The organism is Roseovarius carneus (assembly GCF_020141465.1).
Classification (GTDB): domain Bacteria; phylum Pseudomonadota; class Alphaproteobacteria; order Rhodobacterales; family Rhodobacteraceae; genus Roseovarius; species Roseovarius carneus.
In genome coordinates this window covers 1,635,701-1,658,572 of sequence record NZ_JAHSPD010000001.1, presented here as the reverse complement: position 1 = coordinate 1,658,572, position 22,872 = coordinate 1,635,701, and the positions used below count along the sequence as shown (strand labels likewise).

Here is a 22,872-nt window from a genome sequence, read left to right as displayed (position 1 = left end):
CAAAGTAAAGGCCATGACGCATATGATTCCCCGTTATTCCCGCCCCGAAATGGTCGCCATCTGGTCGCCCGAGACGAAATTCCGCATCTGGTATGAGATCGAGGCCCATGCATGCGACGCGATGGCCGACCTGGGTGTGATCCCGCGCGAAAACGCCGAAGCCGTGTGGAAGGCCAAGGATGTGACATTTGACGTGGCCCGCATTGATGAGATCGAGGCCGTCACCAAACATGACGTCATCGCCTTCCTGACCCATCTGGCCGAGCATGTAGGCGCGGACGAGGCCCGTTTCGTGCATCAGGGCATGACCAGTTCTGACGTACTCGACACATGTTTCAACGTGCAACTGACACGCGCCGCCGATCTTCTTATCGCCGATCTCGAAGGGCTTCTAGTCGCGCTCAAGCGCCGCGCGATTGAGCATAAAGACACAATTCGCATCGGGCGCAGCCACGGCATCCATGCGGAGCCCACCACGATGGGTCTCACATTCGCGCGCTTTTACGCCGAAATGGACCGCAACCTTTCGCGGATGCGCGATGCACGGGCCGAGGTGGCCACGGGCGCCATTTCCGGCGCGGTCGGCACATTCGCAAATGTCGATCCTGCGGTCGAGGAGCATGTCTGCGACAAGCTTGGCCTCGTGCCCGAGCCAATCAGCACGCAAGTCATCCCGCGCGACCGTCATGCCGCGTTCTTCGCCACGCTAGGCGTTGTAGCCTCCAGCATCGAGAATGTATCGATTGAAATCCGTCACATGCAGCGTACGGAAGTGCTCGAAGGCGCTGAGTTTTTCTCGATGGGCCAAAAAGGCTCATCGGCCATGCCGCACAAGAAGAACCCCGTGCTCACCGAGAATCTCACCGGCCTTGCCCGCATGGTCCGCGCGGCCGTCATCCCCGCGATGGAGAATGTCGCCCTCTGGCATGAGCGGGACATCTCGCATTCCTCCGTGGAGCGGATGATCGGCCCCGATGCCACGATCACGCTTGATTTCGCGCTGGCGCGTCTCACCAGCGTGATCGACAAGATGCTGATCTTCCCCGACAATATGCTTGAGAACATGAACAAATTCCCCGGCCTCGTGATGAGCCAGCGGGTGCTTTTGGCCCTCACCCAAGCGGGGGTCAGCCGCGAGGATGCCTATACTTACGTGCAGCGCAACGCGCTGAAGGTCTGGGAGCATCGCTGCGATTTCAAACAAGAGCTTTTGAATGACGCAGATGTCGTGGCCGCCCTTGGCGCCGATGAGATCGAGGAGAAATTCGATCTGGGCTATCACACCAAGCATGTGGACACGATTTTTGCCCGTGTTTTCGGCGAAGACAGCTAAATTGCGCCATAGGGGCGCGGGCCGGCTCAGATAATTTTGCCGCGCGGCGGATTTGGGATATATTGTGACTCCTAGACAGCAAAAAGGAGAGACGATCATGAAGACCAAGATCCTGACCGCCGCCTTCGCCCTTGCCATGGTGCCGGGTATCGCAGTGGCCAAAACCTGCAATTACGGCAAAAGCGAGCAGGCCATGTCCTGCGCGACAGGCAGCAGCTTCGATGCCGCCACCGGCACATGCGTGCCCGTCGCCAGCAGCTGATATCAACGGTTCGGCCAGCACGCGCAATTGTGACTGGCCGAACGCGTTTCTCGCGTCATCTTACCGTCCATAAACATGGACAAACGATAGGATGGCACGATGATAAGATACCTGATAGTGGCCGCATGTCTGACCCCCGGCCTTGCCTTTGCGGCAGGCGGCGGGAGCAGCGCTCCACCCACCCCCACCGAGACGACCAAGACATGCTCGAACGGGCAGGTTTGGGACAGTGGCAAAGGGGCGTGCGTCAACCCGCAGAGCGGAGGGCTGGACGCAGATACGCTCTACGGTGCGGTGCGCGAATTTGCTTATGCTGGCCAATATGAGAATGCGCAAAAGGTGCTTGCCGCGATGCCGGATCAAACCGACGATCGCGTGCTGACCTATTGGGGCTTTACCGAGCGCAAGCTGGGTGATGTGCCGAGTGGAATGGCCTATTACGCAAAGGCGCTTGAAGCCAATCCTGACAATTCGCTCGCGCGCTCCTACATGGGTCAAGCCCTTGTGGAGCAGGGAAAGCTCGTCGAGGCCCGCGTGCAACTGAATGCGATCCGCGCCTCGGGCGACACCGGCACATGGCCGGAGGAGGCGCTGGCCCGCGCCCTGTCAACCGGCGCGACCTACAGCTATTGAAACTGTTTAAGGCCGGGGCGGTGCTCCGGCCTTTTTCGGCCAACCCATGGCAAATGACCGGGTCGGCTTAGAGATTTGTTCACCAGTTACAAGCTAGATTGAGCCAAAGCCTTAACGAGGACCGAATGGCCCAATCATCTCCCCTTGCCCGAATAGCGCCGCCGCCCGCTCAGGCCTCCGCTGCTTCCCGACTCACGCGCAAGCAAAAGGCGGCAATAATCGTGCGGTTTTTGCTGAACGAAGGCGCGGATGTCCCGATTGCCGAACTGCCGGACGATTTGCAGGGAACATTGACAACGCAGATGGGCAGCATGCGCTACGTAGACCGCGAAACACTGATCGCGGTCGTGGCCGAGTTCGCGACTGAATTGGAAGCGATGGGGCTTACCTTTCCGCATGGCATGGCGGGTGCGCTCAGCGCGCTCAACGGGCGGATCAGCCCGCAAACCGCCGCAAGGCTGCGCCGCGAGGCGGGCGTGCGGCAGTTTGGCGACCCCTGGGAGCAGGTGCGCGCGGCGGATCTGGATGATCTGGTGCCGATTATCGCGGCGGAAAGCACCGAAGTGGCCGCTGTCATGCTCTCCAAACTGGACGTGACGCGCGCCGCTGATTTGCTGAGCCGGATACCGGGCGACAAGGCCCGGCGGCTCACATTTGCGGTTGGTCAGACAGGTAATGTGACACCGGATGCAGTGGACCGCATCGGGCTATCGCTGGCCGCGCAGCTGGCTGACCGGCCCGAAGTGGCGTTTGACGATGGGCCTGTGGAGCGGATCGGCGCGATCCTCAACTCCTCCACATCGGCGCTGCGCGATGCGGTGCTGAGCGGGCTGGACGAGGAAGACGAGGGTTTTGCCCTGCGCGTGCGCAAGGCCATCTTCACCTTTATTCATGTTCCCGAACGATTGAAGCCCACGGATGTGCCTAATGCGATCCGCGGCGTGGATCAGGCGGTTCTGGTCACTGCGCTGGCCGCAGCACAGGCGGGCGATCTGGCCCATGTGGCAGAATTCATCCTTGAGAACATGTCCAAACGCATGGCCGAATCCCTGCGCGAGGAGATCGCGGAAATGGGCCGCGTGCGCCCCAAAGAGGGCGAGGAGGCCATGACGCAAGTCGTTAACGGCATCCGGCAATTGGCAGCGGCGGGTGAGATCACTTTCGTGCAAAAGGACGAAGACCAAGAGGAGGCCGCAGCCCAATAGCGGTAGACAGGCCCGCGCGTCGCTCCTAGGCTCGGCCCTATGGATAAGATGGACGGACGCCGCTGGCACGATATGGGGGGCCTTCCCGCTGGGGAGGTGCCGAAGGACGGGCATGACTTTGCCATTTGGGAAAAACGCGTGGACGCGCTGATGATCCTGTGCGGCACCAAGGGCCATTTCACCGTGGATGGCCTGCGCCGCGCGCTGGAGGATATGGGCCCTGAGGCCTTTGAAAACCATACATATTACGAACGCTGGATCGCAGCCGTGAACCAGAACCTGATCGAGGCAGGGGTCTATTCCATAGAAGAGCTCGGCACGCGGATGGAGCAGATCAAGGCGCGCGGCCCAAGCTATGGTGAGGCGAGCGTCAAGGATGGCTGAGCGCGTGCGCGTCAAGGCCATGATGCCGCCTGGCCATGTGCGCGCGCCTTTCTATTTGCGCGGCAAGACAGGCGAGATTGAGCGGAGCCTTGGCCCCTTCAAGAACCCTGAGCAACTGGCCTATGCCCTGCCCGCCGCGCCCAAAAACCTCTACCGCGTGCGCTTTACCATGGCCGAGCTTTGGGGCGCGGAGGCCGAAGCGCCGCAGGACTTCGTCGAAGCCGAAATATACGAACACTGGCTGGAGAGGCTCCCCGATGCCCCATGATCACCCGCATGACCATTTGAGCCCGTCGGGCCATCCGTTTCGCACGGATAACGACACGCCACTGAGCTATTTTCAGACCATGGAAATCGCAGTGCGCGAATTGCTGATCGAAAAGGGTGTGCTGAGCCCCGCCGAAATTGCGGCACAGATCGACGTGATGGATGGGCGCAGCCCTGCAAATGGGGCCGCTGTAGTCGCCCGCGCGTGGACTGATCCTGCCTTCAAGGCGCGGCTTTTGGCGGATGCGGGCGCGGCCAGCCAGGAAATGGGATTTGACATCGGGCCGCTCAACCTGATCGCGGTGGAGAACACCGCCGACACCCACAACCTCGTCGTTTGCACGCTTTGCTCGTGCTACCCGCGCAACCTTCTGGGCCTGCCGCCCGATTGGTATAAAACGCGCGCCTACCGCTCGCGCGCGGTGAAGGAGCCGCGCTCGGTCCTGCGCGAATTCGGGGTGGAGCTGCCCGAAACGACCCGCTTGCGCGTCCATGACAGCACCGCCGACATGCGCTATATCGTGCTGCCCGCGCGCCCTGCGGGCAGCGACGGTATGGATGAGGGCGCGCTCGCCGCACTTGTCACCCGTGACGCGATGATCGGGGCCGGCCTGCCGCGCGCGCCCGGCGGCTAAGCTTGCCTGCCCGCGCCGGGACGCCTATGTGTGAGCCTCGTCAGCCTCCCAACCCGCCCGTGAGTATCGCCCAAATGAGCCCCGCCAACGACCCCCTGCCCCAACGGATCGGCGAGTATTGCGTGAACCTTGTGCTGCGCGCGCTCATTGGGCTGGCACAAATCCTGCCCTATCGTTGGCGCATCCCGACCATGGGATGGTTAACCACGCGTCTGGTTGCTCCAGTGGCGGGATACGCGCGGCGGGTGCGCGAAAATCTTGCTCTGGTGATGCCCGACATGCCCGAGGCGGACATGCGCCGCCTGATACGCACGGTGCCCGACAATGCCGGGCGCAACATTATCGAGATGTATTCGACCCGCGCCTTCACCGCGCGCGCACGCCACTCGCCCGTCTCCGGCCCCGGGCTTGACGCGATCCGTGCCGCGCGCGCCGAAGGGCGCCCCGTGGTTTTCGTGACCGGGCATTTCGGCAGCTTTAACGCCGCAAGGGTGGCTATGATAGAACATGGGTTTGAGATGGGCGGATTTTACCGCCCACTAAAGAATCGCTTTTTCAACCGCCACTACGCCGATGCGATGAACGCGCTGAGCCAGCCGATGTTCGCGCAGGGCAAGCGCGGGATGGTCCAGATGGTAAAACACTTGCGTGGTGGCGGGGTTTTGGCGATTCTCAACGACCTCAACGCACATGATGGCGTGCCGTTGCAGTTTTTCGGGCAGCCCGCGCTGACCTCTCTCGTCACAGCAGAGCTTGCGCTGAAATTCGACGCGCCCTTGGTGCCCGTCTGGGGCATTCGCCAGCCCGATGGGCTGAGCTTTGAGGTTGTCGTTGAGGCCCCGATTGAGCCGTCTGATGCAATCACGATGACGCAGGAATTCAACGACCGGCTTGAGGCGCAGGTGCGCGCGCATCCTGATCAATGGTTCTGGATTCATCGCCGTTGGAAAGACGGCACCGGCCATATGGCCGAGCGGGGCGCGCGGCGCGCGGCGCAAATCGCGGATAAATCAGCGTAGGCTCGCCACCGCCTCAACAGCGCCGTGGCCCGCGTATTGAATGATCACGGCAATCGGGCTGCTCTCTCCCACCCGCGCCTTAAGGCTCAGCGGCGTACGTCCATCCCATGTGCCAATCTCTGTGAGGTCCGTCACCACATTGGCATAATTGATCGTGCGCCCTGCATTCTCACCACGGGTGATTTTGATCGAATTTTCAGGGGAGTAGCGCACGACTTGCACCACCAAAGGGCCTTTGAGCGGCTCCAGAGCGCGCGCATCAATCGTCACCTGTCCGCCTGTGCGGGTCAGCTCCAACGCCACTTTGGGCGCCACGCGCGCGTGGCGATCTACCAGAGCTGTAACATCCTTGACCCGGTTGCCAACCACATGGTCGGCCCCGTTCACAATCATCTGCGGCGTGTAGCGTGTGCGCCGGTCGCCCGCATGGGCATAGGCGGTCTGGCGCTTGGAATGGGCGGGCTTGGCGAAGACATCCTTCCAGCCGATATAATCCCAATAATCGACATGCAGCGCTAGCGCGATCACGTCATCCCGCTTGGCCAGGTCATGCAAAAGTGCGTCGGCAGGCGGGCAGGACGAGCAGCCCTGAGATGTGAAAAGCTCAACCAGCACAGGCCGTTGCGCGGCTGTTTGCTCCTGCGCCATTGCGGGCGAGAGGAGCAAGAATTGGGCAAGAATCAGCGAGATCAAAAACCGCATGGGGAAACTTTCGTTCTACTGGCGCGTATCCGCCACCTCCATTTAGGCAGCTTCTGGCGCAAAGACCAATCAAGGAATCGTCATTCACTAGTGAGTTTCTGTAAGAATTGATAAATTGTGTGCAATAGTATACAAAAACTGTAACCGCGCTCTTGAACGGATATTTCAAATGCGCGAGAAGCATATCAAAGCCAGATCGCACCAGCCAAAAGGATGCCTCAATGCCCATCACCGTCGGACATGACACCGCCAAAACCCGCAAGACCCTCACCGTCGGGGACCAAAGCCTCGCCTATTATTCTATCAATGCCGCGACCGAGGCGGGCCTGGGGGATTTCTCCCGCCTGCCCGCCGCTTTGAAGGTCGTGCTGGAGAACATGCTGCGCTTTGAAGATGGCAAGACCGTAACCGTGGATGACATCAGCGCCTTTGCCGCATGGGCCACCGCCGGTGGCAAGAACCCACGCGAGATTGCCTATCGTCCCGCACGCGTGTTGATGCAGGATTTCACCGGGGTGCCTGCTGTCGTGGATCTCGCGGCGATGCGCGACGGGATCGTGGCGTTGGGTGGCAAGGCCGAGCAGATCAACCCGCTGAACCCCGTCGATCTGGTGATCGACCATTCGGTGATGATCGACGAGTTTGGCAACCCGCGCGCGTTTCAGCTGAATGTGGACCGTGAATATGAACGGAATATGGAGCGGTATCAGTTCCTGAAATGGGGCCAAGGCGCGTTCAACAATTTCCGCGTCGTGCCCCCCGGCACCGGGATTTGCCATCAGGTGAACCTTGAATATCTGGCGCAAACCGTCTGGACCGATATGGATCAGAACGGGGCCGAGGTGGCTTATCCAGACACCCTCGTGGGCACGGACAGCCACACAACCATGGTGAACGGCGCGGCCGTCTTGGGCTGGGGCGTGGGCGGCATTGAGGCCGAGGCGGCCATGCTCGGTCAGCCCATTTCGATGCTCATCCCCGAGGTTGTGGGCTTTGAGCTGACAGGCAAGATGATGGAAGGCACCACCGGGACCGATCTGGTCCTGAAGGTGGTGGAGCTTCTGCGCGCGCGCGGCGTGGTCGGCAAGTTCGTGGAATTCTATGGCGCGGGGCTGGACAGTCTGCCGCTCGCGGACCGCGCGACGATCGCCAACATGGCGCCGGAATATGGCGCGACCTGTGGCTTCTTCCCGATTGACGGCGAGACGCTGCGCTACCTGCGCAATACGGGCCGCGATGAGGCGCGTGTGCAACTGGTCGAGGCCTATGCCAAGGAGAACGGTTTCTGGCGCGGCGATGATTACGCGCCCATCTATACCGACACGCTGCATCTAGATATGGGCACCATCGTGCCCGCGATCTCCGGCCCCAAACGCCCGCAAGATTACGTAGCGCTGACAGATGCCAAGACCGCCTTCACCCGCGAGATGAAAGAGACGTTCAAACGCCCCATGCACAAGGAAGTCGCCGTGGAGGGCGAGGAGTATACGCTCAGCTCCGGCGATGTTGTGATCGCGTCGATCACGTCCTGCACCAACACGTCGAACCCTTATGTGATGATCGGCGCGGGCCTTGTGGCGCGCAAGGCGGCTGCTTTGGGTCTGGACCGCAAGCCGTGGGTGAAAACCTCGCTTGCGCCCGGCTCTCAGGTTGTGTCGCATTACCTTGAGGCAGCGGGTCTTCAGGAAGACCTTGATAAAATTGGCTTTAACCTTGTGGGTTATGGCTGCACCACCTGCATCGGCAATTCCGGCCCGCTGCAAAAGGAACTGTCGGCGGCGATTGCCGAGGGCGATCTGGTGGCCACGTCTGTCCTGTCTGGCAACCGCAACTTCGAGGGGCGGATCAGCCCCGATGTGCGCGCCAACTATCTTGCCTCACCGCCGCTCGTGGTGGCCTATGCGCTGGCGGGCACGATGGATATTGATCTGACCCATGATCCCATCGCACAGACACCAGAAGGCACGGACGTGTATCTCAAGGATATCTGGCCCACACAGGCCGAGATTGCCGAGTTGGTCGAGGCCACGGTGACACGCGAGGCATTTGTCGAGAAATACGCCTCGGTCTTTACCGGCGACGAAAAATGGCAGGCAGTCGAGACCTCCGAGGGCGAGACTTACGATTGGCCCCCGCAATCCACTTACGTGCAGAACCCGCCCTATTTTCAGGGGATGGCCGCCGAGCCGGGCACGATCAGCAACATTAAGGACGCGCGTGTTCTGGCCCTTCTGGGCGATATGGTCACGACCGACCACATCTCACCAGCGGGGTCGTTCAAGGACACCACGCCTGCCGGGCAATACCTGCTGGAGCGGCAAGTGCCTGTGCGGGAGTTCAACTCCTACGGCTCGCGCCGGGGCAACCACGAGGTGATGATGCGCGGCACATTCGCCAATATCCGCATCCGCAACGAGATGCTCGACGGGGTTGAGGGCGGCTATACGAAGGGGCCGGACGGCTCCGAGATGGCGATCTTTGACGCGGCTATGGCCCATCAGGCAAATGGCACGCCGCTGGTTGTGTTTGGCGGTGAGCAATATGGCGCGGGCTCCAGCCGCGATTGGGCCGCCAAGGGCACGGCACTTTTGGGTGTGAAAGCTGTGATTGCCGAGAATTTCGAGCGTATCCACCGCAGCAATCTGGTGGGGATGGGTGTCATCCCGTTTGAGTTCACCGGCGGCGACACGCGCAAGACGCTTGGCCTGACCGGGGAAGAGAGCGTCTCGATCCACGGGCTCGACACGATCAAGCCGCTTGAGGAAGTCGGTTGCACCATCACCATGGCGGATGGGACTGTGAAGGAAATCACGCTCAAATGCCGGATCGATACGGCGATCGAGATTGAGTATATTGAGCATGGTGGCGTGCTACATTACGTGCTGCGCAATCTGGCAAAGGCCGCCTGAGCGCGCCAAACACCAAGACTTTGACGAAGCGCCCGTGGATCACTCTGCGGGCGCTTTTTCTTTGACGGGCGGTAAATTGCGGGGCCTAAAGCGTCACGCCTTTCACCTGGGCCATCAGATAAAGGCGATGCGCGTGCACCGCTCATGTCTTGGACAGCGTTCCGCCAAAAGCTGTGGTTCAGGGTTTTGGCGGAACGCTTTAGCTAACCCGATTTGAGCAGGATTTTGCCCGCGGCCTCACCTTGCGCCCGGATTTCCGCCGATCTGCGCCGGTTAGGGGGAAGGCGCGCGCATTATCACCCTTCCCAGAATCTGGGATCTGCGCTCTTGAGGGAGAAAAAAGAGGCAGAGCAATGCGTAGGATTCTTATCTCGGTGCAGGCCGCGATCCTAACCCTTCTGGCCGTTTTCGGCGCTCATTCCGGCAGCGAAGAGCCAGTGGCCTGTCCCGCGACAGGGCCTGTGGCGGAGCAACATTGTAGTTTGTAATGTGATCTCAGAGTGCGAGCGTCTGTGGATAAACTGCCCGCCCTGATTGCATTTCTACTCTCGGCCCAGCGCCTTGTTCAACTCGGGCAGGAAGCGTTGCTCAAGATCACTGCCCACCAGCGGGCCAGTGAATTTGTAGAGCACCGTGCCGTCGCCATCGACGATGAATGTCTCAGGCGGGGCCGTCACGCCCCAGTTGATGGAGGCGCGCCCTGACGGGTCATACCCGATGCCGATAAACGGGTCTTCGGAGCCATCGAGGTAGCGGTTTGCCTGCGCGGCCGTGTCGTTGAAATTGATGCCCGCGACGCGGATACCCTCGGCCTGCATCTGCAAAAGATAGGGATGCTCTGCCCGGCAGGGGGGGCACCAGCTGGCCCAGAAATTGACAACCGTGACCTCGCCCGAGCGCAGCATGTCATCGGTGAGATGCACACGGCCCGCGAGGGGCTCGGACGGCACAGGCGGTGCAGGCTCTCCTATAAAGACCGATGGCAGGGCGTTGGGATCGCCGTATTTCATGCCATAAAAAAACAGGGCCGCAAGTCCCGCGAAGATGAGCGGCGGGGCCATCATCAGGGGCGAAACTTTACCCATTGCCGCGGACCCGCTTTTCAAGCGCGCTGAGATCGGCCCGCACCCGGCGCGCGCGCGCCATGGAGATCCAGACAAGCGCTATGATCATTGCCAGCGTGACCGCATAGGACGAGAGCACCTCGACCGCGTATTTACCAAGGTCAGGCATCATCCCAGACGCTCCCGCGCTTGCAAGGCGCGCATACGGCGGGCCCGAATTTCGGTTTGGGTGCGCAAGAGCACCAAGGCGACGAACAAGAGCACGAAGCCCGCGATACAGACCAGAAGCGGAAAGTAGAACACATCCGCGATGTTCTCTTCCTTATCGAGGCTGAGCGTTGCGCCCTGATGCAGACCTTGGTTCCAGAAGATCACGGCATAGCGGCTGAGCAGGGCAAAGACCGACCCGACAAGGCAAAGGACCGCCGTGAGATCGGCGGCAGTATCATCATCCTCGATCGCCGCCCAGAGCGCGATATAGCCGAGGTAAAACAAAAACAGGATCAGGAACGAGGTCAGGCGCGGGTCCCAGACCCACCATGTGCCCCAGATGGGCTGTCCCCAGATCGCACCCGTGGCCAGCGCGATCACCGTCATCACCGCGCCCACAGGGGCGGCGGCGCGGGCGGCCAGCGCGCTGACATGGTGCCGCCGCACGATCCAGATAAGCGAGGCCACCAGCATCATGATCCACGCGTTGATCGCCATGAAGGCGGAGGGCACATGCAGATAGATGATCTTGACGCTATGGCCTTGGCGGAAATCCTCGGGCGTAAACCAAAAGCCCCACACGAGGCCCACCACGAGGCACACCAAGGCAAGCCCACCCAAATAGGGCAGCACGCGGTCCGATGTCGCGATGAACTTCTTTGGGTTCGCATATTCCCAGAGCGAGGCCATGGTGTCTCCCTTATGTGCGCTTAGCGCAGGTTGATCCGTAATACCGCCGCAGACGCGAAGGGCAAGAGGGCTATGGTGCCGCAGGTGATGCCCGCAAGGAACGCGAGCGGGGTCGTGATGCTCAGGCCTTCGGCACCACGGCGCGCAGCCTCGGCCCCGAAGATCAATGTAGGCACGTAAAGCGGCAAAACCAGAAGGCTGAGGAGCAATCCGCCACGTTTTATCCCCACGGTGAGCGCGGCCCCGAACGTGCCGATGACGCTAAGCGCGGGTGTACCCAAGAGAAGCGAGAGGATCAGCGGGAAGAACCCTTGCGGCGGCAGGTTGAGCATGACGGCCAGCACAGGGGCCGCAGCCACCAGCGGCAGGCCCGTGGTGAGCCAATGGGCGAACGCCTTGACCGAGACCAGCCCTTCGAGCGGCAAAGGTGCAGTGGCCAGCAGATCGAGCGAGCCATCCTCCCAATCCAGCGCGAAGATCCGGTCGAGCGACAAGAGGCAGGCGAGAAGCGCGCCGATCCAAAGCACTCCGCTGGCGATGGACGACAAAAGGTCGGCGCGCGGGCCAACGGCGAAGGGCACCATGACCACCACGATCAGAAAAAACGCGAGGCCGAGGCCAAAACCGCCGCCCGTGCGCAGGGCAAGCCGCAAATCACGGGTAAGGAGCGCGATCACAAGAACGCCTCGTCAAAGCTGTCGAGCACGGCGGCGGAGGCGCGGAAGGGGCTGATATCGAGAATGGCTGTCTCGGCGAGCCGAAGGTCGATATGGGTGGCCATGAGAGCCGCACCACCGCCCGCCAGATGCGCGCGAATGGCGGCGGCAAAAAGCCCGGTGGCATGGGTATCCAGCGACACTGTCGGCTCGTCCAGCACCCAGAGCGGGCGGCCTGTGACGAGCAACCGCGCAAGGCCCAAACGGCGCTTTTGCCCGGCTGAGAGCGCACCTGCCGCACGGTCCGCAAGCGGGGTCAACTCATAAGCGGCGAGGGCTGCGTCGATACCGAACGTGCCGAAGATTTGCGCCCAAAAGGCGAGGTTCTCGGCCACGGTGAGTGTCGGTTTGATCCCGTCCGCATGGCCCGCATAGACCAAGCCACCCTCGGGTGCTGCGATCTGGCCGCTGAGCGCAGGCTGAAGCCCCGCGATTGTGCGCAGAAGGGTCGTCTTGCCCGCCCCGTTGGGACCACGCAGCACAAGGGCATGGCCGGGGCTCAGCGTAAAGCTGATCCCTTCAAGCACCGCGATGCCTCCGCGCGCCACGCTGATATCCTGAACGGTAAGCGTCATTTGCCCTGCCCTATCCCAAAGCGCTGCGGCGCGAAAGGCTTTGCCCCTTCAGACCGGAAGGATTGCCGCCGCCACGCGCCGCCCTTCGGACAGCAGCACGTTATAGGTCCGGCAGGCGGCGGGAGAGCTCATGATCTCGACTCCCATCCCGGCCTCTTCAAGCGCTGCGCGCAAGGGGGCGGGGATATGGGCAATCTCGGCTCCTGTGCCGATGAAGATCACATCCACCTCACCGCGCAACGCCAAGAGGGGCCCGGTGTCCTGAAACCCGCCCCAAGGGCCCGCGCCCTCGGCGGCCACACAGGCTGCACCCTCGATAATCTGCCCCGCGATACGAAAAAATCCGGGGCCGTAGCCGTCAATCGGAGTGGCTTCCGTGAAGGTGATCTCGTGCAATTGCATCAACGCGCTCCTTGGGCTTTGGTCTCAGCTCCAAACCGGCAGACCGCTCAGCACCGCCAGCGCGATAACACCCAGCGCCGCGCGCCGATAAAGGGTCTCGCGGGCCGGATCAAAGAGGGCCTGACCAATCAAGCTGGTGATAAAATAGGGCACAGCAAGGGCGAGGGCCAGCCAGATCACCTCAAATCCCGCAAAACCGCGCAACAGCAGGTTGCTCACAACCACGACATCAAGCCCCGCGAGAAAGAGGATCGTATTGGCCCGCACCGTCTGCGCCCCCGCTTGTCCCGCGAGATAAAAGAGGATCACCACCGGCCCCGTCAGGCCCGTCATGCCCCCCGCCAGCCCCGCCGCCGCACCGATGGCGACAAGGCCAGGGCGCGTAACTGTGCCGCTGTAGCGCCAGCCAGAGACAAGCGCCAGAAGAGTGGCGCCCGCGATCCCCGCCACGATCCAGCGGACTGTTAGGCCCTCAAGACTGTCCATCACCATCAGGCCAAGCGGCACAGTCGGCAGCGCGCCCAGCACCATCAGCCCGACCTCGCGGTGGCTCGCATGTCGCCACGCGCGCGGCAAAAGGGCCGCCGTGCTTGCAATGCCTGTCATGGTAATCGTGGCGATCACATGGGCCGCAGGCAGGAAAAGCCCTGCCACGGGGACAAAAATCAAAGCCGTGCCAAAGCCCGTGAAGCCGCGCACAATACCCGCGACCGAGATCGCTAGCACCAGCCACCCAAAGCCCGGCGTGGCCAGTACCGCGATCAAGGCGTCAAGCATTATGCATCTACGTTAGCAAACTGATTACCGTTGGTGTTATCCGGCTTGGACCAATCGCGCGTCACGCCCAGCCACAAAAGGACCGTGGAGGCCACAAAGACCGAGCTATACGTCCCCACCAGAACACCCCAGATCATCGCAAAGACAAAGCCCCGGATCACATCCCCACCGAGCACGAAGAGGGCCAGAAGCGCGAGAAGCGTGGTCACCGAGGTCATGACGGTCCGACTGAGCGTCTCGTTGATCGACACGTTGAGAACTTCGGCCAAGGGTCGTTTCTTGAATTTTCGCAGGTTCTCACGCACGCGGTCAAAGACAACCACCGTATCGTTGAGCGAGTAGCCTACGATCGTGAGAAGTGCCGCGATAATGGCCAGGTCAAACTGAATCTGTAGCTCGGAGAAGATCCCGATTGTGAGCACAACATCGTGGACGAGGGCAACCACCGCACCCAGCGCAAATTGCCATTCAAACCGCATCCAGATGTAGATCAGCACCGCGCCGATCGCGAGAACCACGGCAATCGCCGCCGCCGTTATCAACTCGCCCGACACTTTGGGGCCAACACTTTCAACGGAGGTAAACTGAATATCCGGGACTTGAACAGCCAACGCATCCTCAACCGTTTGGATGATCTCTGGCGAGACGGATTCCTCCCCCTCCTGCGCCTGAATTCGGATCATGGCCACGTTTTTATCATCGCCAAAGTTTGGGTCGAACACCTCGGTGATGGAGATGTCCCCAAGCTCCAAGGGCGCGATACTGTCACGGTATTGCCCGATATCCACGGGCTGCTCGCTTTGTGTTCTAAGCGTGGTGCCGCCCTTGAAATCAATGCCGAAATTCAGGCCTTGAATCAGGAACGAGCCAAACGCCACGGTGATCAGAACGCCCGCCACACCAAGCCACATGCGCCAGCGGCTGAAAAAATCAAAGCTGGTGTCCTGCCGCACGAGGCGCAGATAACGCCCCTGAAGCAAGGTTTTGGGGCGTTTGCGCTCATACCAAATGATCACGATCAAGCGCGTCACGAAGATGGCCGTAAAGACCGAGGTGATGATGCCGAGGCCCAGCGTGATCGCAAAGCCGCGCACCGGCCCGGAGCCCATGGCGAAGAGGATCACGGCAGTGATGAACGTCGTGATGTTGGCATCGGTGATGGCGCTCAGCGCCTTTTCATAGCCAAGTTCGATGGCGCGGGCAGGACCTCTGGCGGTCTTGGCCTCCTCGCGTATGCGCTCAAACACCAGCACGTTGGCATCCACCGCCATCCCGATGGTCAGCACGATACCCGCAATCCCCGGCAGGGTAAGGGTCGCGCCGATCAGACTTAGAAGGCCGAATATCAGCCCCACATTGATGATAAGCGCTATGTTGGCGAATATCCCGAAGAGGCCATAACTGAGAAACATAAAGACCAGCACGAAGGCAAACGCCACGATACACGCAAGCTCACCCGCCGCGATACTATCGGCGCCAAGCTCTGGCCCGACCGTGCGTTCTTCGAGAAACACAAGCTCTGCCGGCAAGGCGCCTGCGCGCAAAAGCACCGCCAAATTGGTGCTTTCCTCCACCGAGAAATTGCCCGTGATGATGCCCGAACCGCCGGCGATATGGCTTTGAATAACCGGCGCGCTGATCACCTCATCATCCAAAACGATGGCAAAAGGGTTGCCGATATTCTGCGCGGTGTAATCGCCAAAGGCGCGCGCACCTACAGGGTTGAACCGGAAAGAGACGGCGGGGCGGCCATTTTGGTCAAAATCGGGCTGGGCATCGACCAGATCCTCACCCGACACAACGGGTGCTGTCTCAAGGATATAGAACGCGCCCGGCTCATCCAGAGAGGGCAGGACTTCGTTGCCCGGCCCGGGGCGCTCATTGGCGCTGCCGGTGCGGCCCAGGACGGGCTGAAAGGTGAGCTGCGCCGTGGTCCCGATGATGGCTTTGAGTTCAGCCGCGCTGCCGATGCCCGGCACCTGAATGAGGATGCGGTCGGAGCCTTGGCGCTGAATTGTCGGCTCACGCGTGCCAACCTCATCGATCCGGCGGCGGATGATTTCGAGCGATTGGCGCACGGTGCGCTCGTCGGTGGCGCGTTTTTCGGCCTCGCTGAGCCGGATCACGATGCTGTCGCCTTCGGTCTCGACCTCGATATCATTGGCCATTGTGCCGGTGAGGCTGGTCACGGGCTGGGCGATGGATTGGACAAGGCGCGCGGCCTCACCCACCTGATCGGGGCGCTCATTGAGGCGCACACGAAGCTCGGCCCCTTCCATAGGCTGAAGACGGATCGTGCCAATCTCGCTGCGCGCGTCGCGCAGGATGTCGCGCACCTGTGGCCACATGCCCTCCACGCGGGCCTGATAGACCTGCTCGACCTTCACCTCGGCCAGAAGATGCGCGCCGCCGCGCAGATCAAGCCCGAGGTTTACAAGGCTCGACGGCAGGAAGGTGGGCCAACCCGCAAGATCATCGGCCAGCGGGGCTGCCGGTTCGCCTGCCTCGATGGCAGCGGCGGCATCATTGTGCCGCTCGACCTGTCCGTAAAACCCGTTGGGCATTGCCAAAAGCAGCCCAAGGGCGACAAGACCCCAGATGCAAAAACGTTTCCACAGATCGATCTGGAGCATGTCGCCGCCTTTATGTCAGAGGATAGGCCGGGATCAGCCTTCGGCGGGCTCGGTCTTGGAGAGAACCTGCGCGATGGTGGTCTTGATCACACGGACCTTGACGCCGGTTGCAATCTCAAGCTCGATCTCGTCGTCTTCCTTGACCTTGGACACCTTGCCGATCACGCCGCCTTGGGTGACCACCTGATCACCACGGCGCAGGGCTTGCACCATGGCCTGATGCGCCTTCAGCTTTTTCTGCTGAGGTCGGATGAGAAGGAGATACATGATCGCAAAGATCAAAATCAGTGGGATAAATTGTGTCAGTGCGCCGCCGTCCATGAGGATGCTCCTTCGTGCCAGGCGGGAGACCCCCGCTGAATTGCGCAGAACCTATGGTCCGGTGCGAGGTTTTGCAAGGCGCGAAACGGCGGTTACAGCCCCGCACCGTCGCTTCATTTTTGCCAAGGCACCGAGGGGCGCACTCATGAGGCGCGTGGTGCGGCGGCGGCCGAACGCACCACGCGGCTTTTGACGGGCGGATAGGGGCCACGACCAACCCACGGATGCATGGTGGGTCGCCGCCCGCCATGATCACTTAGGGCGGGGCCAAGTGCTACAAGAGCCATCGTAACGCGGCCCATCCTCCGCCAGCAGCGCGTCATCTAGCGAAAAGGATTGCCAATTATTGTTTGAGCGCTTAAATAAATTAGAAAGCTCCAGAACAGTTAAAGCCAGATCGGATTTCGCCATGACACAAAACGCCCCCATCCCCAATGATTGGGACCGTCGCGGCCTGCCCGCATGGAGCTTTTTCAGCGAGGAATTGCTGGAGATGGAAAAAGAACAGCTCTTCCGCCGCCACTGGCAGCTTGTCTGCCACGAAAGCGATATTCCCGGTGCAGGCGATTTCATGACCCTCGACACGGTCGGCGAGCGGGCCTTGGTCATCCGCGACCGCGAGGGAACGGTGCGCGCCTTTCACAACCTCTGTCGGCATCGTGGCTCGCGCGTTGTGGCCGAGGCCAGCGGGACGTGCAAATCGGCCATCATCTGCCCCTTCCACGGCTGGGCCTATAATCTTGACGGCACGCTGCGCGGCGCCGCACAGCCCGGCACCCTGCCCGAGCTTGACCCGGTGACCCATGGGCTTAAACCGATTGAGATGGATGTCTGGCAGGGCTTCATCTTTGTGCGTTTCCTGCCGGGGCCACAGCCCAAAATGCACGAAATCCTCGCTAAATTTGATGCCGAGGTGGCCCAATATGATCTGGACCAGCTCCAGCCGTCAGGCGATGGGTTCGACGCCACGCCGATGACGGCCAATTGGAAATGCGTGCGCGATGTGGACAATGAGGGCTATCACGTTCCCCTCGCCCATCCCGGCCTGCATGATCTCTACGGCCCCAATTACTATGACGAGGCGTTCGAGGGCGGCACATCGCGCTCTTACGGTGGGTTCCGCGAAGGTGGCGGGCGGCATTGGAGCGTGCGCAACTATCTCAAAATCATGCAGCCCCCCGAAAAACTGGACGAGGAGCATGCAAGGGCGTGGCTCTATGTCGGGGTGTTTCCCAACCTCGTCTTCGGTTTTTACCCCGATCAGGTGATTTTCTATCATGAATTCCCGCAGGCCGTGGGCGAGACGATCCAGCGCAGCGCAAGCTACAAGCGCGCCGATGAGGACCGCCGGATGCGCCTTGCCCGCTATCTGAGCATGCGGATCGACAGAATCACCAGCAAAGAAGACGAACAATTGATAGAATGGACATGGGAGGCGGCGTTCTCCTCGGGCTATGACAGGATCATCCTGTCAGATCTGGAATATGGCGTGCACAGCTATCACGAGATCCTGCGCGATCATTTCCCCGTCTTGCGCGAAGATGAGCCAGCAGACGGCACAATGGCCACGCGCAATGCAGCATTGCTGGAGGCCGCAGAGTAAGGAACAGACGATGTCCGCAGAGCATGAGCATTACGACGCGCAGATGACCGCCTTTCTGGAGGAGCTTTGGGGCGAAGGATACCTTTCGCCCGGCGGCCCCGAGGAGGTGGCACGCGTGCTGGAGGGTCTTGATCTGACCGGAAAATCGGTGCTCGATATCGGATGCGGCAGTGGGGCGATCACGTTGGCTTTGGCGCAGGAGTATGGCGCGGGCCACGTCACCGGGATCGACGTGGAGGACACGGTGTGCAGTGCCGCCTCTGCGCGCATCAAAGCGGCAGGCGCCCAAAACACTGTCACAATTATGAAAGTGGCGCCCGGCCCCCTGCCCTTTGGCCCAGCGCAATTTGACGTCGTGTTCTCCAAGGATGCGATCATACACATAGGCGATAAAGAGGCGCTGGCCCATGACGTTTTCCGGGTGCTGAAACCCGGCGGATGGTTCACGGCCTCGGACTGGATGATCTCACATGACGACGCGCCCTCACCGGAAATGGCGGCCTATATCAAAGCCGAGGGCTTGGATTTCGAGATGGCGAGCCCCGTTCGATATGATGCGGCGCTGCGGAGTGCAGGCTTTGACCAGATCCGCATCGTGAACCGCAATCCGTGGTACACGGCCAAGGCGACCGGAGAGCTGGAAGAGTTGGATATCACGCGCCGTGCGGACTTCATTGCCCGCGTCGGCGAGGAATTTCTCAACGATAACATCATCACATGGCGCGCCATGCTGCATGTTCTTGAGACGGGCGAGCATTGCCCGCATCATCTCAGAGGGCGCAAGCCCTGAGGCTGAGGGTCACGCCCCCATGGCTTCAGTGACCTCCTCAAGCGCGTCTTCAAGAATATCGAACATCTCGTCGATCTGCGCGCGGGTGATGATCAGCGGCGGCGAGAAGACCGCCATGTTGATCAAAGGCCGCACCAGAAGGCCGCGCCGCTCGCAGGCCGCATCCAGAAGCGCGCCCAGCTTTTTGTCCGCCGCGAGGCCGGAGGTATCCTCCAGCTTGCCCTCGATACAGCCCAACAGGCCCATGCCGCGCACATCGCCTACGATGGAGAACTTCGTAAGCGCCTGAAGACGTTCCTGAAAGTAAGGCGTGATCTCGCGGACATGCTCAAGGATGCCTTCATCCTCAAAGATATCCATGTTCTTCAGCGCTGCGGCACAAGACACAGGATGGGCCGAATAGGTATAGCCGTTGGAGAACATCACGTTCTCGTCCGGCCCGGTGATCCGCTCCATGATCCGGTCTGAAATGATGCACGCGCCCAGCGCCTGATAACCCGAGGTGAGGCCCTTGGCGCAGGTGATCATATCCGGGACGATATCGAACACCGCCTCAGAGGCGAACCAATGGCCCAGACGGCCAAACCCGGTGACAACCTCGTCCGAGATATAAAGGATGTCATGCTTGCGGCAGATCTCCAGCGTGCGGCGATGGTAGCCCTCGGGAGGAATGATCACGCCGCCGGAGCACAGGATCGGCTCGGCGATGAAGCCGCCGACATTCTCGGGCCCCAGCTCTAAGATCAGCTGTTCGAGATCATTCACCTTTGCATCGCACCACGCCTCAACGGACATACCTTCGGGGCGGATATAGGGGTTCACATCTGGCAAAAAGCGCACCAGATCATGGGCCACGTCAAAGCTGGTCTTGTCGCGCTCCTTGCCGGTCACAGACGCCGCAAGATAGGTCGAGCCATGATAGCCCTTCTCGCGCGCGATCATCATTTTCTTCTCAGGCCGGCCAAGGCGGTTGTTCATAAAATGAACCATGCGTAATGCTGTATCCACAGCGGTGGAACCACCAGTTGTGAAAAACACATTATTCAGATCACCCGGAGCGCGCTCTGCAATCTTGTGCGCAAGCACAGTGGAGGGCTCGCTCGCGCTGCTCCACGGCGAATTATAAGGCAACTTCATCACCTGATCCGAGATCGCCTTGGCCATCTCCGCGCGCCCATATCCGATCTGCACACACCACATGCCACCCGGCCCGTCGATAAAGCGCTTGCCCGCATCATCCCACATGTAAATGCCCTGCGCTTCGGTGAGCATCGGATAGGCCTCTTCGCGCCACGAATTCATCGACGCCCAGGGCGGCAATTGATTGGTGCGGTTCCACTCGTTCAGCGTCTCGATCGAGGGGGCGTTGCTATCGGGCATGGCATTTCTCCTTATTTGATCAAAACCTATCGTGCTCCGGCCTTCCCGTAAAGTTTTTTGAGCGCTCAAATAAATTATTCTGGCTGACAGTGCGCTGTGACTGTGAAAAGATACGCATCAATTAGGACAAGGCCCCCGAAGAAAGGCCCCTGCTATGAGCACCACGACCGACAGACCCCGCAAAGAGCGCAAAGCCAATGCCGACAAGCGCCGTCAGCAGCTTTTGGATGCCGCCCTGCGCTCCATCGCGGCCAACGGGTTGTCTCGCACCACGTTGGCCACCGTGGCCAATGAGGCGGGGCTAAGCCAAGGCGTGGCGGTGTTTTACTTCAAATCCAAGGCGGGGCTTTTGGCCGCCGCCTTGGCCGAGCATTACGCCGCCTATCAACGCACATGGGAGCATGCAATCACAAGCGCGGGCGACGATCCGCTGGATCAGATCGTGTCGCTGATTCGTGCGGATTTCTCACCGCGCGTGTGCAACCCGCAAGCGCTGGCCGTGTGGTTTGCCTTCTGGGGCGAGCAAAAATTCACGCCCCAATATGCCGACGTATCCGCTGAATTTGACACCAACCGCGCAGCAGCGGTGCGGCAGATTTGTGCCAAGCTTATGCCAGACGCACCCGAGGCCGAGATCGCAGAAGTGGCCGAGTGGATTGACACGATCTCGGACGGCTATTGGCAGCACCTGCACGTCTCACCCGCAAGTGTGACGCGCGAGAGCGCGCATCACGCGACCCTCGCCTTGGTCTGCCGGCTTATCCCGGCGCAGGCGGATGCGATTCGTGCGCGGGCTCAGGGGACCTCGTAGACCACGATCACACAACCATTTTTCGTGGTTGAGCAGTGCTGGGTTCCATCACGAAGCCACACCAGATCGCCGGGGCCATACTCCGTGCCATCATTGTCGGTGAGATCGCCATCAATGATAAAAAACTCCTCGTCCCCGCGATGCTGGTGAGGCGTGGTGGTGGTGCCGGGGGCCATGCGGTAGATGTAGAAGCCCTTGCCAAGCTTTGCATCGCCACCAAGTTGCAGCACTTCGCCGTCCATCTTGCCGTCCGAGTAGAAGGGCGTGAACGCGGCCGTGTGGATATTGGCCACGCGGCGGTCTTCGGGTTTGATCGGGTCCATTTGGTCTCTCCTTAAGTTATTTAAGCGTCTGGTCAGCGCTGCAGAAACGCGAGGTATCCGCGGTAAAACCCGTCTATGCCCCATTCCATTTCCGATAGGGGACCAGGCTGAAAATGGTGCGAGTTCACACCCGCCTGATTATGGCGGATGATCCGCTCATCATCCAATGACGTGACGTGCCAGAGCCATGTGAGCGCCTCGCGGTCATAGTCGCGCCCCTCGACCGCGTTCCCGCGCACATACCACACGACTTGAATGTCAGTCTCCTGAAGCCCGCGCGGAACGAAGCGATAGCCGACCACGTGATCGGCGTAGATCAGCAGGTTGTTGAGCGCGCCCACGCCAAGATCGGTGGCCCCGCCGTCATATCCTGTGAGCGTGCCAAGCAGCGGTGCGACTCCCTTGCCGGTCTGGCTGCCGGTGTCATACCCCTCAAAGAGCGGATAGCGCCGCCAATAGATATCCGCGCCGGGGGCCACAGCCGTCGCACCGCCAGCCTGAACCGTTTCTGTGGACAAGCCAATGGCGCGGGACCGCTCTTTCAGCGCGGGGTCCAGGGCGGTCACATCGCGCGGGTCTTTCAGGGTATGGCTGCGCGCATATTCCTTGTGCGAGGGGGCGCAGTGATAACACTCCATATAATTCTCGACCGCGAGTTTCCAGTTGGCGGGCACCGGGTACGACGCCTCATGCGCCACTTTCAGATTGGACAAATCAAAAGGGGCCGCCAAGGGCTTCAACTGCTCAAGCCCTGCGTCAATCGGGGGTGGCGTCTCTGCTGTGCTGATGAAAATCAGGCCCTCGAATATACGCAGATGCGCGGGGAACAGACCCCACTCACCGGGATCAAAATCCGGCCCCATCGCCCGCCCGCCCCGCAGGCTCCCTTCGAGATCAAAGCTCCACGCGTGATAGGGGCACACAAACAGCCGCGTGTTGCCCTCACCTTGCGTGCAGACCCGGCTGCCCCGGTGGCGGCACACGTTGAGATGGGCGCGCACCTCACCGCTTTGGGTGCGCACGATGATGATGCTCTCGGGGCCATAATCGAAGAGGAAATAATCGCCGGGATTGGGGATCTGACTGATATGACCCACCCAAATCCAGCTTTGGTTCCAATAGCAAGTGATGTCGCGCTCATAAATCGCGGGGTCCGTGTAGAACGCACGCGGCAAGGCAAACCCTTCGCGGTAGCCGCCCAGATCACTCATGTCCTTGGCCATCACAT

Annotated in this window: 26 protein-coding genes; 13 read left to right on the top strand and 13 right to left on the bottom strand. The window is 60.8% G+C overall.

The genetic code is table 11. The annotated features are described in order from the left end of the window. Positions 1–22: 22 nt before the first annotated feature. The 8 genes from purB (at position 23) to KUD11_RS08295 (ending at position 5,738) form a co-directional block, all read left to right on the top strand. Entirely contained in the window at positions 23–1,333 is a 1,311-nt protein-coding gene (gene purB, locus KUD11_RS08325; RefSeq protein WP_109388043.1) for an adenylosuccinate lyase, read from the top strand. A 97-nt stretch (positions 1,334–1,430) separates the two neighbouring features. Then, positions 1,431–1,595 (top strand): adenylosuccinate lyase, encoded by a 165-nt coding sequence (locus tag KUD11_RS08320; protein ID WP_109385114.1) that lies wholly within the window; start codon positions 1,431–1,433, stop codon positions 1,593–1,595. 99 nt (positions 1,596–1,694) lie between these two features. Next, the gene (locus KUD11_RS08315) at positions 1,695–2,228 is read left to right on the top strand and encodes a tetratricopeptide repeat protein (protein WP_109385115.1); all 534 of its coding nucleotides are present in this window, start codon (positions 1,695–1,697) and stop codon (positions 2,226–2,228) included. Positions 2,229–2,353: 125 nt separating this feature from the next. Continuing rightward, the gene (locus tag KUD11_RS08310) at positions 2,354–3,433 is read left to right on the top strand and encodes a flagellar motor switch protein FliG (protein ID WP_109385116.1); all 1,080 of its coding nucleotides are present in this window, start codon (positions 2,354–2,356) and stop codon (positions 3,431–3,433) included. A gap of 39 nt (positions 3,434–3,472) precedes the next feature. Continuing rightward, on the top strand, positions 3,473–3,817 hold the full coding sequence (locus KUD11_RS15200) for a nitrile hydratase subunit beta (RefSeq protein ID WP_258305382.1): 345 nt from the start codon (positions 3,473–3,475) through the stop codon (positions 3,815–3,817). Continuing rightward, positions 3,810–4,085 carry an SH3-like domain-containing protein gene (locus tag KUD11_RS15195; RefSeq protein ID WP_109385117.1) on the top strand — a complete coding sequence of 92 codons (276 nt, stop codon included), beginning with the start codon at positions 3,810–3,812 and terminating at the stop codon, positions 4,083–4,085. The genes KUD11_RS15200 and KUD11_RS15195 overlap by 8 nt, the downstream gene beginning before the upstream one ends. Beyond that, the gene (gene nthA / locus KUD11_RS08300) at positions 4,075–4,719 is read left to right on the top strand and encodes a nitrile hydratase subunit alpha (RefSeq protein WP_109385118.1); all 645 of its coding nucleotides are present in this window, start codon (positions 4,075–4,077) and stop codon (positions 4,717–4,719) included. The genes KUD11_RS15195 and nthA overlap by 11 nt, the downstream gene beginning before the upstream one ends. Positions 4,720–4,793: 74 nt before the next feature. Further along, positions 4,794–5,738, top strand: coding sequence for a lysophospholipid acyltransferase family protein (locus tag KUD11_RS08295; protein ID WP_109385119.1), 945 nt, complete (start codon positions 4,794–4,796; stop codon positions 5,736–5,738). On the opposite strand, the gene KUD11_RS08290 is transcribed toward KUD11_RS08295, so the two are convergent. After that, complete coding sequence (locus KUD11_RS08290) at positions 5,730–6,440, bottom strand: DUF1223 domain-containing protein (RefSeq protein ID WP_109385120.1); 711 nt, start codon at positions 6,438–6,440, stop codon at positions 5,730–5,732. The two genes, KUD11_RS08295 and KUD11_RS08290, sit on opposite strands and share 9 nt — an antisense overlap. A gap of 221 nt (positions 6,441–6,661) precedes the next feature. On the opposite strand from KUD11_RS08290, the gene acnA reads away from it, so the two are divergent. Both acnA and KUD11_RS15190 read left to right on the top strand, forming a co-directional pair. Further along, complete coding sequence (gene acnA / locus KUD11_RS08285) at positions 6,662–9,349, top strand: aconitate hydratase AcnA (RefSeq protein ID WP_109385121.1); 2,688 nt, start codon at positions 6,662–6,664, stop codon at positions 9,347–9,349. A 353-nt stretch (positions 9,350–9,702) separates the two neighbouring features. Beyond that, positions 9,703–9,837, top strand: coding sequence for a hypothetical protein (locus KUD11_RS15190; protein ID WP_258305383.1), 135 nt, complete (start codon positions 9,703–9,705; stop codon positions 9,835–9,837). A 54-nt stretch (positions 9,838–9,891) separates the two neighbouring features. On the opposite strand, the gene KUD11_RS08280 is transcribed toward KUD11_RS15190, so the two are convergent. Genes KUD11_RS08280 through yajC form a run of 9 tightly spaced genes read right to left on the bottom strand, consistent with a single transcriptional unit; the run spans position 9,892 to position 16,737 of the window. Next, the gene (locus KUD11_RS08280) at positions 9,892–10,434 is read right to left on the bottom strand and encodes a DsbE family thiol:disulfide interchange protein (RefSeq protein WP_109385122.1); all 543 of its coding nucleotides are present in this window, start codon (positions 10,432–10,434) and stop codon (positions 9,892–9,894) included. Continuing rightward, on the bottom strand, positions 10,427–10,585 hold the full coding sequence (ccmD, locus tag KUD11_RS08275; protein WP_109385123.1) for a heme exporter protein CcmD: 159 nt from the start codon (positions 10,583–10,585) through the stop codon (positions 10,427–10,429). The genes KUD11_RS08280 and ccmD overlap by 8 nt, the downstream gene beginning before the upstream one ends. Further along, positions 10,582–11,313 carry a heme ABC transporter permease gene (locus KUD11_RS08270; RefSeq protein WP_109385124.1) on the bottom strand — a complete coding sequence of 244 codons (732 nt, stop codon included), beginning with the start codon at positions 11,311–11,313 and terminating at the stop codon, positions 10,582–10,584. The genes ccmD and KUD11_RS08270 overlap by 4 nt, the downstream gene beginning before the upstream one ends. A 20-nt stretch (positions 11,314–11,333) precedes the next feature. Beyond that, complete coding sequence (gene ccmB / locus KUD11_RS08265; RefSeq protein ID WP_109385125.1) at positions 11,334–11,990, bottom strand: heme exporter protein CcmB; 657 nt, start codon at positions 11,988–11,990, stop codon at positions 11,334–11,336. Beyond that, positions 11,987–12,604, bottom strand: coding sequence for a heme ABC exporter ATP-binding protein CcmA (ccmA, locus tag KUD11_RS08260; RefSeq protein ID WP_109385126.1), 618 nt, complete (start codon positions 12,602–12,604; stop codon positions 11,987–11,989). Before ccmA ends, ccmB begins: the two co-directional genes overlap by 4 nt. 48 nt (positions 12,605–12,652) lie before the next feature. Then, positions 12,653–13,006, bottom strand: a complete 354-nt coding sequence (locus KUD11_RS08255) for an Mth938-like domain-containing protein (protein WP_109385127.1) — start codon at positions 13,004–13,006, stop codon at positions 12,653–12,655. A gap of 24 nt (positions 13,007–13,030) precedes the next feature. Next, a complete protein-coding gene (locus KUD11_RS08250; RefSeq protein WP_109385128.1) occupies positions 13,031–13,783 on the bottom strand; it encodes a sulfite exporter TauE/SafE family protein in 753 nt (250 codons plus the stop codon). After that, positions 13,783–16,416 carry a protein translocase subunit SecD gene (secD, locus tag KUD11_RS08245; RefSeq protein WP_109385129.1) on the bottom strand — a complete coding sequence of 878 codons (2,634 nt, stop codon included), beginning with the start codon at positions 16,414–16,416 and terminating at the stop codon, positions 13,783–13,785. Before secD ends, KUD11_RS08250 begins: the two co-directional genes overlap by 1 nt. A gap of 33 nt (positions 16,417–16,449) precedes the next feature. After that, positions 16,450–16,737: a preprotein translocase subunit YajC gene (gene yajC, locus KUD11_RS08240; protein ID WP_109385130.1), complete on the bottom strand. Its 288-nt coding sequence runs from the start codon at positions 16,735–16,737 to the stop codon at positions 16,450–16,452. A gap of 409 nt (positions 16,738–17,146) precedes the next feature. On the opposite strand from yajC, the gene KUD11_RS08235 reads away from it, so the two are divergent. Beyond that, a complete protein-coding gene (locus tag KUD11_RS08235) occupies positions 17,147–18,340 on the top strand; it encodes an aromatic ring-hydroxylating oxygenase subunit alpha (protein ID WP_109385131.1) in 1,194 nt (397 codons plus the stop codon). 10 nt (positions 18,341–18,350) lie between these two features. Beyond that, positions 18,351–19,130 carry a methyltransferase domain-containing protein gene (locus KUD11_RS08230; RefSeq protein ID WP_109385132.1) on the top strand — a complete coding sequence of 260 codons (780 nt, stop codon included), beginning with the start codon at positions 18,351–18,353 and terminating at the stop codon, positions 19,128–19,130. Positions 19,131–19,139: 9 nt separating this feature from the next. Here the strand turns inward: KUD11_RS08230 and KUD11_RS08225 are convergent, their stop codons facing one another. Next, on the bottom strand, positions 19,140–20,510 hold the full coding sequence (locus KUD11_RS08225) for an aminotransferase (protein ID WP_109385133.1): 1,371 nt from the start codon (positions 20,508–20,510) through the stop codon (positions 19,140–19,142). 154 nt (positions 20,511–20,664) lie between these two features. On the opposite strand from KUD11_RS08225, the gene KUD11_RS08220 reads away from it, so the two are divergent. Beyond that, positions 20,665–21,321 (top strand): TetR/AcrR family transcriptional regulator, encoded by a 657-nt coding sequence (locus tag KUD11_RS08220; protein ID WP_109385134.1) that lies wholly within the window; start codon positions 20,665–20,667, stop codon positions 21,319–21,321. Here KUD11_RS08220 and KUD11_RS08215 read toward each other — a convergent pair. Together KUD11_RS08215 and KUD11_RS08210 are read right to left on the bottom strand one after the other, a co-directional pair. After that, entirely contained in the window at positions 21,306–21,644 is a 339-nt protein-coding gene (locus KUD11_RS08215; protein ID WP_109385135.1) for a cupin domain-containing protein, read from the bottom strand. The two genes, KUD11_RS08220 and KUD11_RS08215, sit on opposite strands and share 16 nt — an antisense overlap. A 32-nt stretch (positions 21,645–21,676) precedes the next feature. Further along, positions 21,677–22,867 (bottom strand): aromatic ring-hydroxylating oxygenase subunit alpha, encoded by a 1,191-nt coding sequence (locus KUD11_RS08210; RefSeq protein WP_109385136.1) that lies wholly within the window; start codon positions 22,865–22,867, stop codon positions 21,677–21,679. Positions 22,868–22,872 lie beyond the last annotated feature (5 nt).

Excerpts from the sequence above, each read along its gene's own strand:
- ccmD (WP_109385123.1), bottom strand. The coding sequence starts at position 10,585 with ATGATGCCTGACCTTGGTAAATACGCGGTCGAGGTGCTCTCGTCCTAT.
- yajC (WP_109385130.1), bottom strand. The coding sequence starts at position 16,737 with ATGGACGGCGGCGCACTGACACAATTTATCCCACTGATTTTGATCTTT.
- KUD11_RS08290 (WP_109385120.1), bottom strand. The coding sequence starts at position 6,440 with ATGCGGTTTTTGATCTCGCTGATTCTTGCCCAATTCTTGCTCCTCTCG.
- KUD11_RS08255 (WP_109385127.1), bottom strand. The coding sequence starts at position 13,006 with ATGCAATTGCACGAGATCACCTTCACGGAAGCCACTCCGATTGACGGC.
- KUD11_RS08215 (WP_109385135.1), bottom strand. The coding sequence starts at position 21,644 with ATGGACCCGATCAAACCCGAAGACCGCCGCGTGGCCAATATCCACACG.
- KUD11_RS08210 (WP_109385136.1), bottom strand. The coding sequence starts at position 22,867 with ATGGCCAAGGACATGAGTGATCTGGGCGGCTACCGCGAAGGGTTTGCC.
- KUD11_RS08295 (WP_109385119.1), top strand. The coding sequence starts at position 4,794 with ATGAGCCCCGCCAACGACCCCCTGCCCCAACGGATCGGCGAGTATTGC.
- KUD11_RS15190 (WP_258305383.1), top strand. The coding sequence starts at position 9,703 with ATGCGTAGGATTCTTATCTCGGTGCAGGCCGCGATCCTAACCCTTCTG.
- KUD11_RS08270 (WP_109385124.1), bottom strand. The coding sequence starts at position 11,313 with ATGGCCTCGCTCTGGGAATATGCGAACCCAAAGAAGTTCATCGCGACA.
- KUD11_RS08320 (WP_109385114.1), top strand. The coding sequence starts at position 1,431 with ATGAAGACCAAGATCCTGACCGCCGCCTTCGCCCTTGCCATGGTGCCG.
- KUD11_RS08235 (WP_109385131.1), top strand. The coding sequence starts at position 17,147 with ATGACACAAAACGCCCCCATCCCCAATGATTGGGACCGTCGCGGCCTG.
- KUD11_RS08280 (WP_109385122.1), bottom strand. The coding sequence starts at position 10,434 with ATGGGTAAAGTTTCGCCCCTGATGATGGCCCCGCCGCTCATCTTCGCG.
- purB (WP_109388043.1), top strand. The coding sequence starts at position 23 with ATGATTCCCCGTTATTCCCGCCCCGAAATGGTCGCCATCTGGTCGCCC.
- KUD11_RS15195 (WP_109385117.1), top strand. The coding sequence starts at position 3,810 with ATGGCTGAGCGCGTGCGCGTCAAGGCCATGATGCCGCCTGGCCATGTG.
- KUD11_RS08225 (WP_109385133.1), bottom strand. The coding sequence starts at position 20,510 with ATGCCCGATAGCAACGCCCCCTCGATCGAGACGCTGAACGAGTGGAAC.
- KUD11_RS15200 (WP_258305382.1), top strand. The coding sequence starts at position 3,473 with ATGGATAAGATGGACGGACGCCGCTGGCACGATATGGGGGGCCTTCCC.
- nthA (WP_109385118.1), top strand. The coding sequence starts at position 4,075 with ATGCCCCATGATCACCCGCATGACCATTTGAGCCCGTCGGGCCATCCG.
- KUD11_RS08315 (WP_109385115.1), top strand. The coding sequence starts at position 1,695 with ATGATAAGATACCTGATAGTGGCCGCATGTCTGACCCCCGGCCTTGCC.
- KUD11_RS08310 (WP_109385116.1), top strand. The coding sequence starts at position 2,354 with ATGGCCCAATCATCTCCCCTTGCCCGAATAGCGCCGCCGCCCGCTCAG.
- secD (WP_109385129.1), bottom strand. The coding sequence starts at position 16,416 with ATGCTCCAGATCGATCTGTGGAAACGTTTTTGCATCTGGGGTCTTGTC.
- acnA (WP_109385121.1), top strand. The coding sequence starts at position 6,662 with ATGCCCATCACCGTCGGACATGACACCGCCAAAACCCGCAAGACCCTC.
- KUD11_RS08250 (WP_109385128.1), bottom strand. The coding sequence starts at position 13,783 with ATGCTTGACGCCTTGATCGCGGTACTGGCCACGCCGGGCTTTGGGTGG.
- ccmA (WP_109385126.1), bottom strand. The coding sequence starts at position 12,604 with ATGACGCTTACCGTTCAGGATATCAGCGTGGCGCGCGGAGGCATCGCG.
- KUD11_RS08220 (WP_109385134.1), top strand. The coding sequence starts at position 20,665 with ATGAGCACCACGACCGACAGACCCCGCAAAGAGCGCAAAGCCAATGCC.
- KUD11_RS08230 (WP_109385132.1), top strand. The coding sequence starts at position 18,351 with ATGTCCGCAGAGCATGAGCATTACGACGCGCAGATGACCGCCTTTCTG.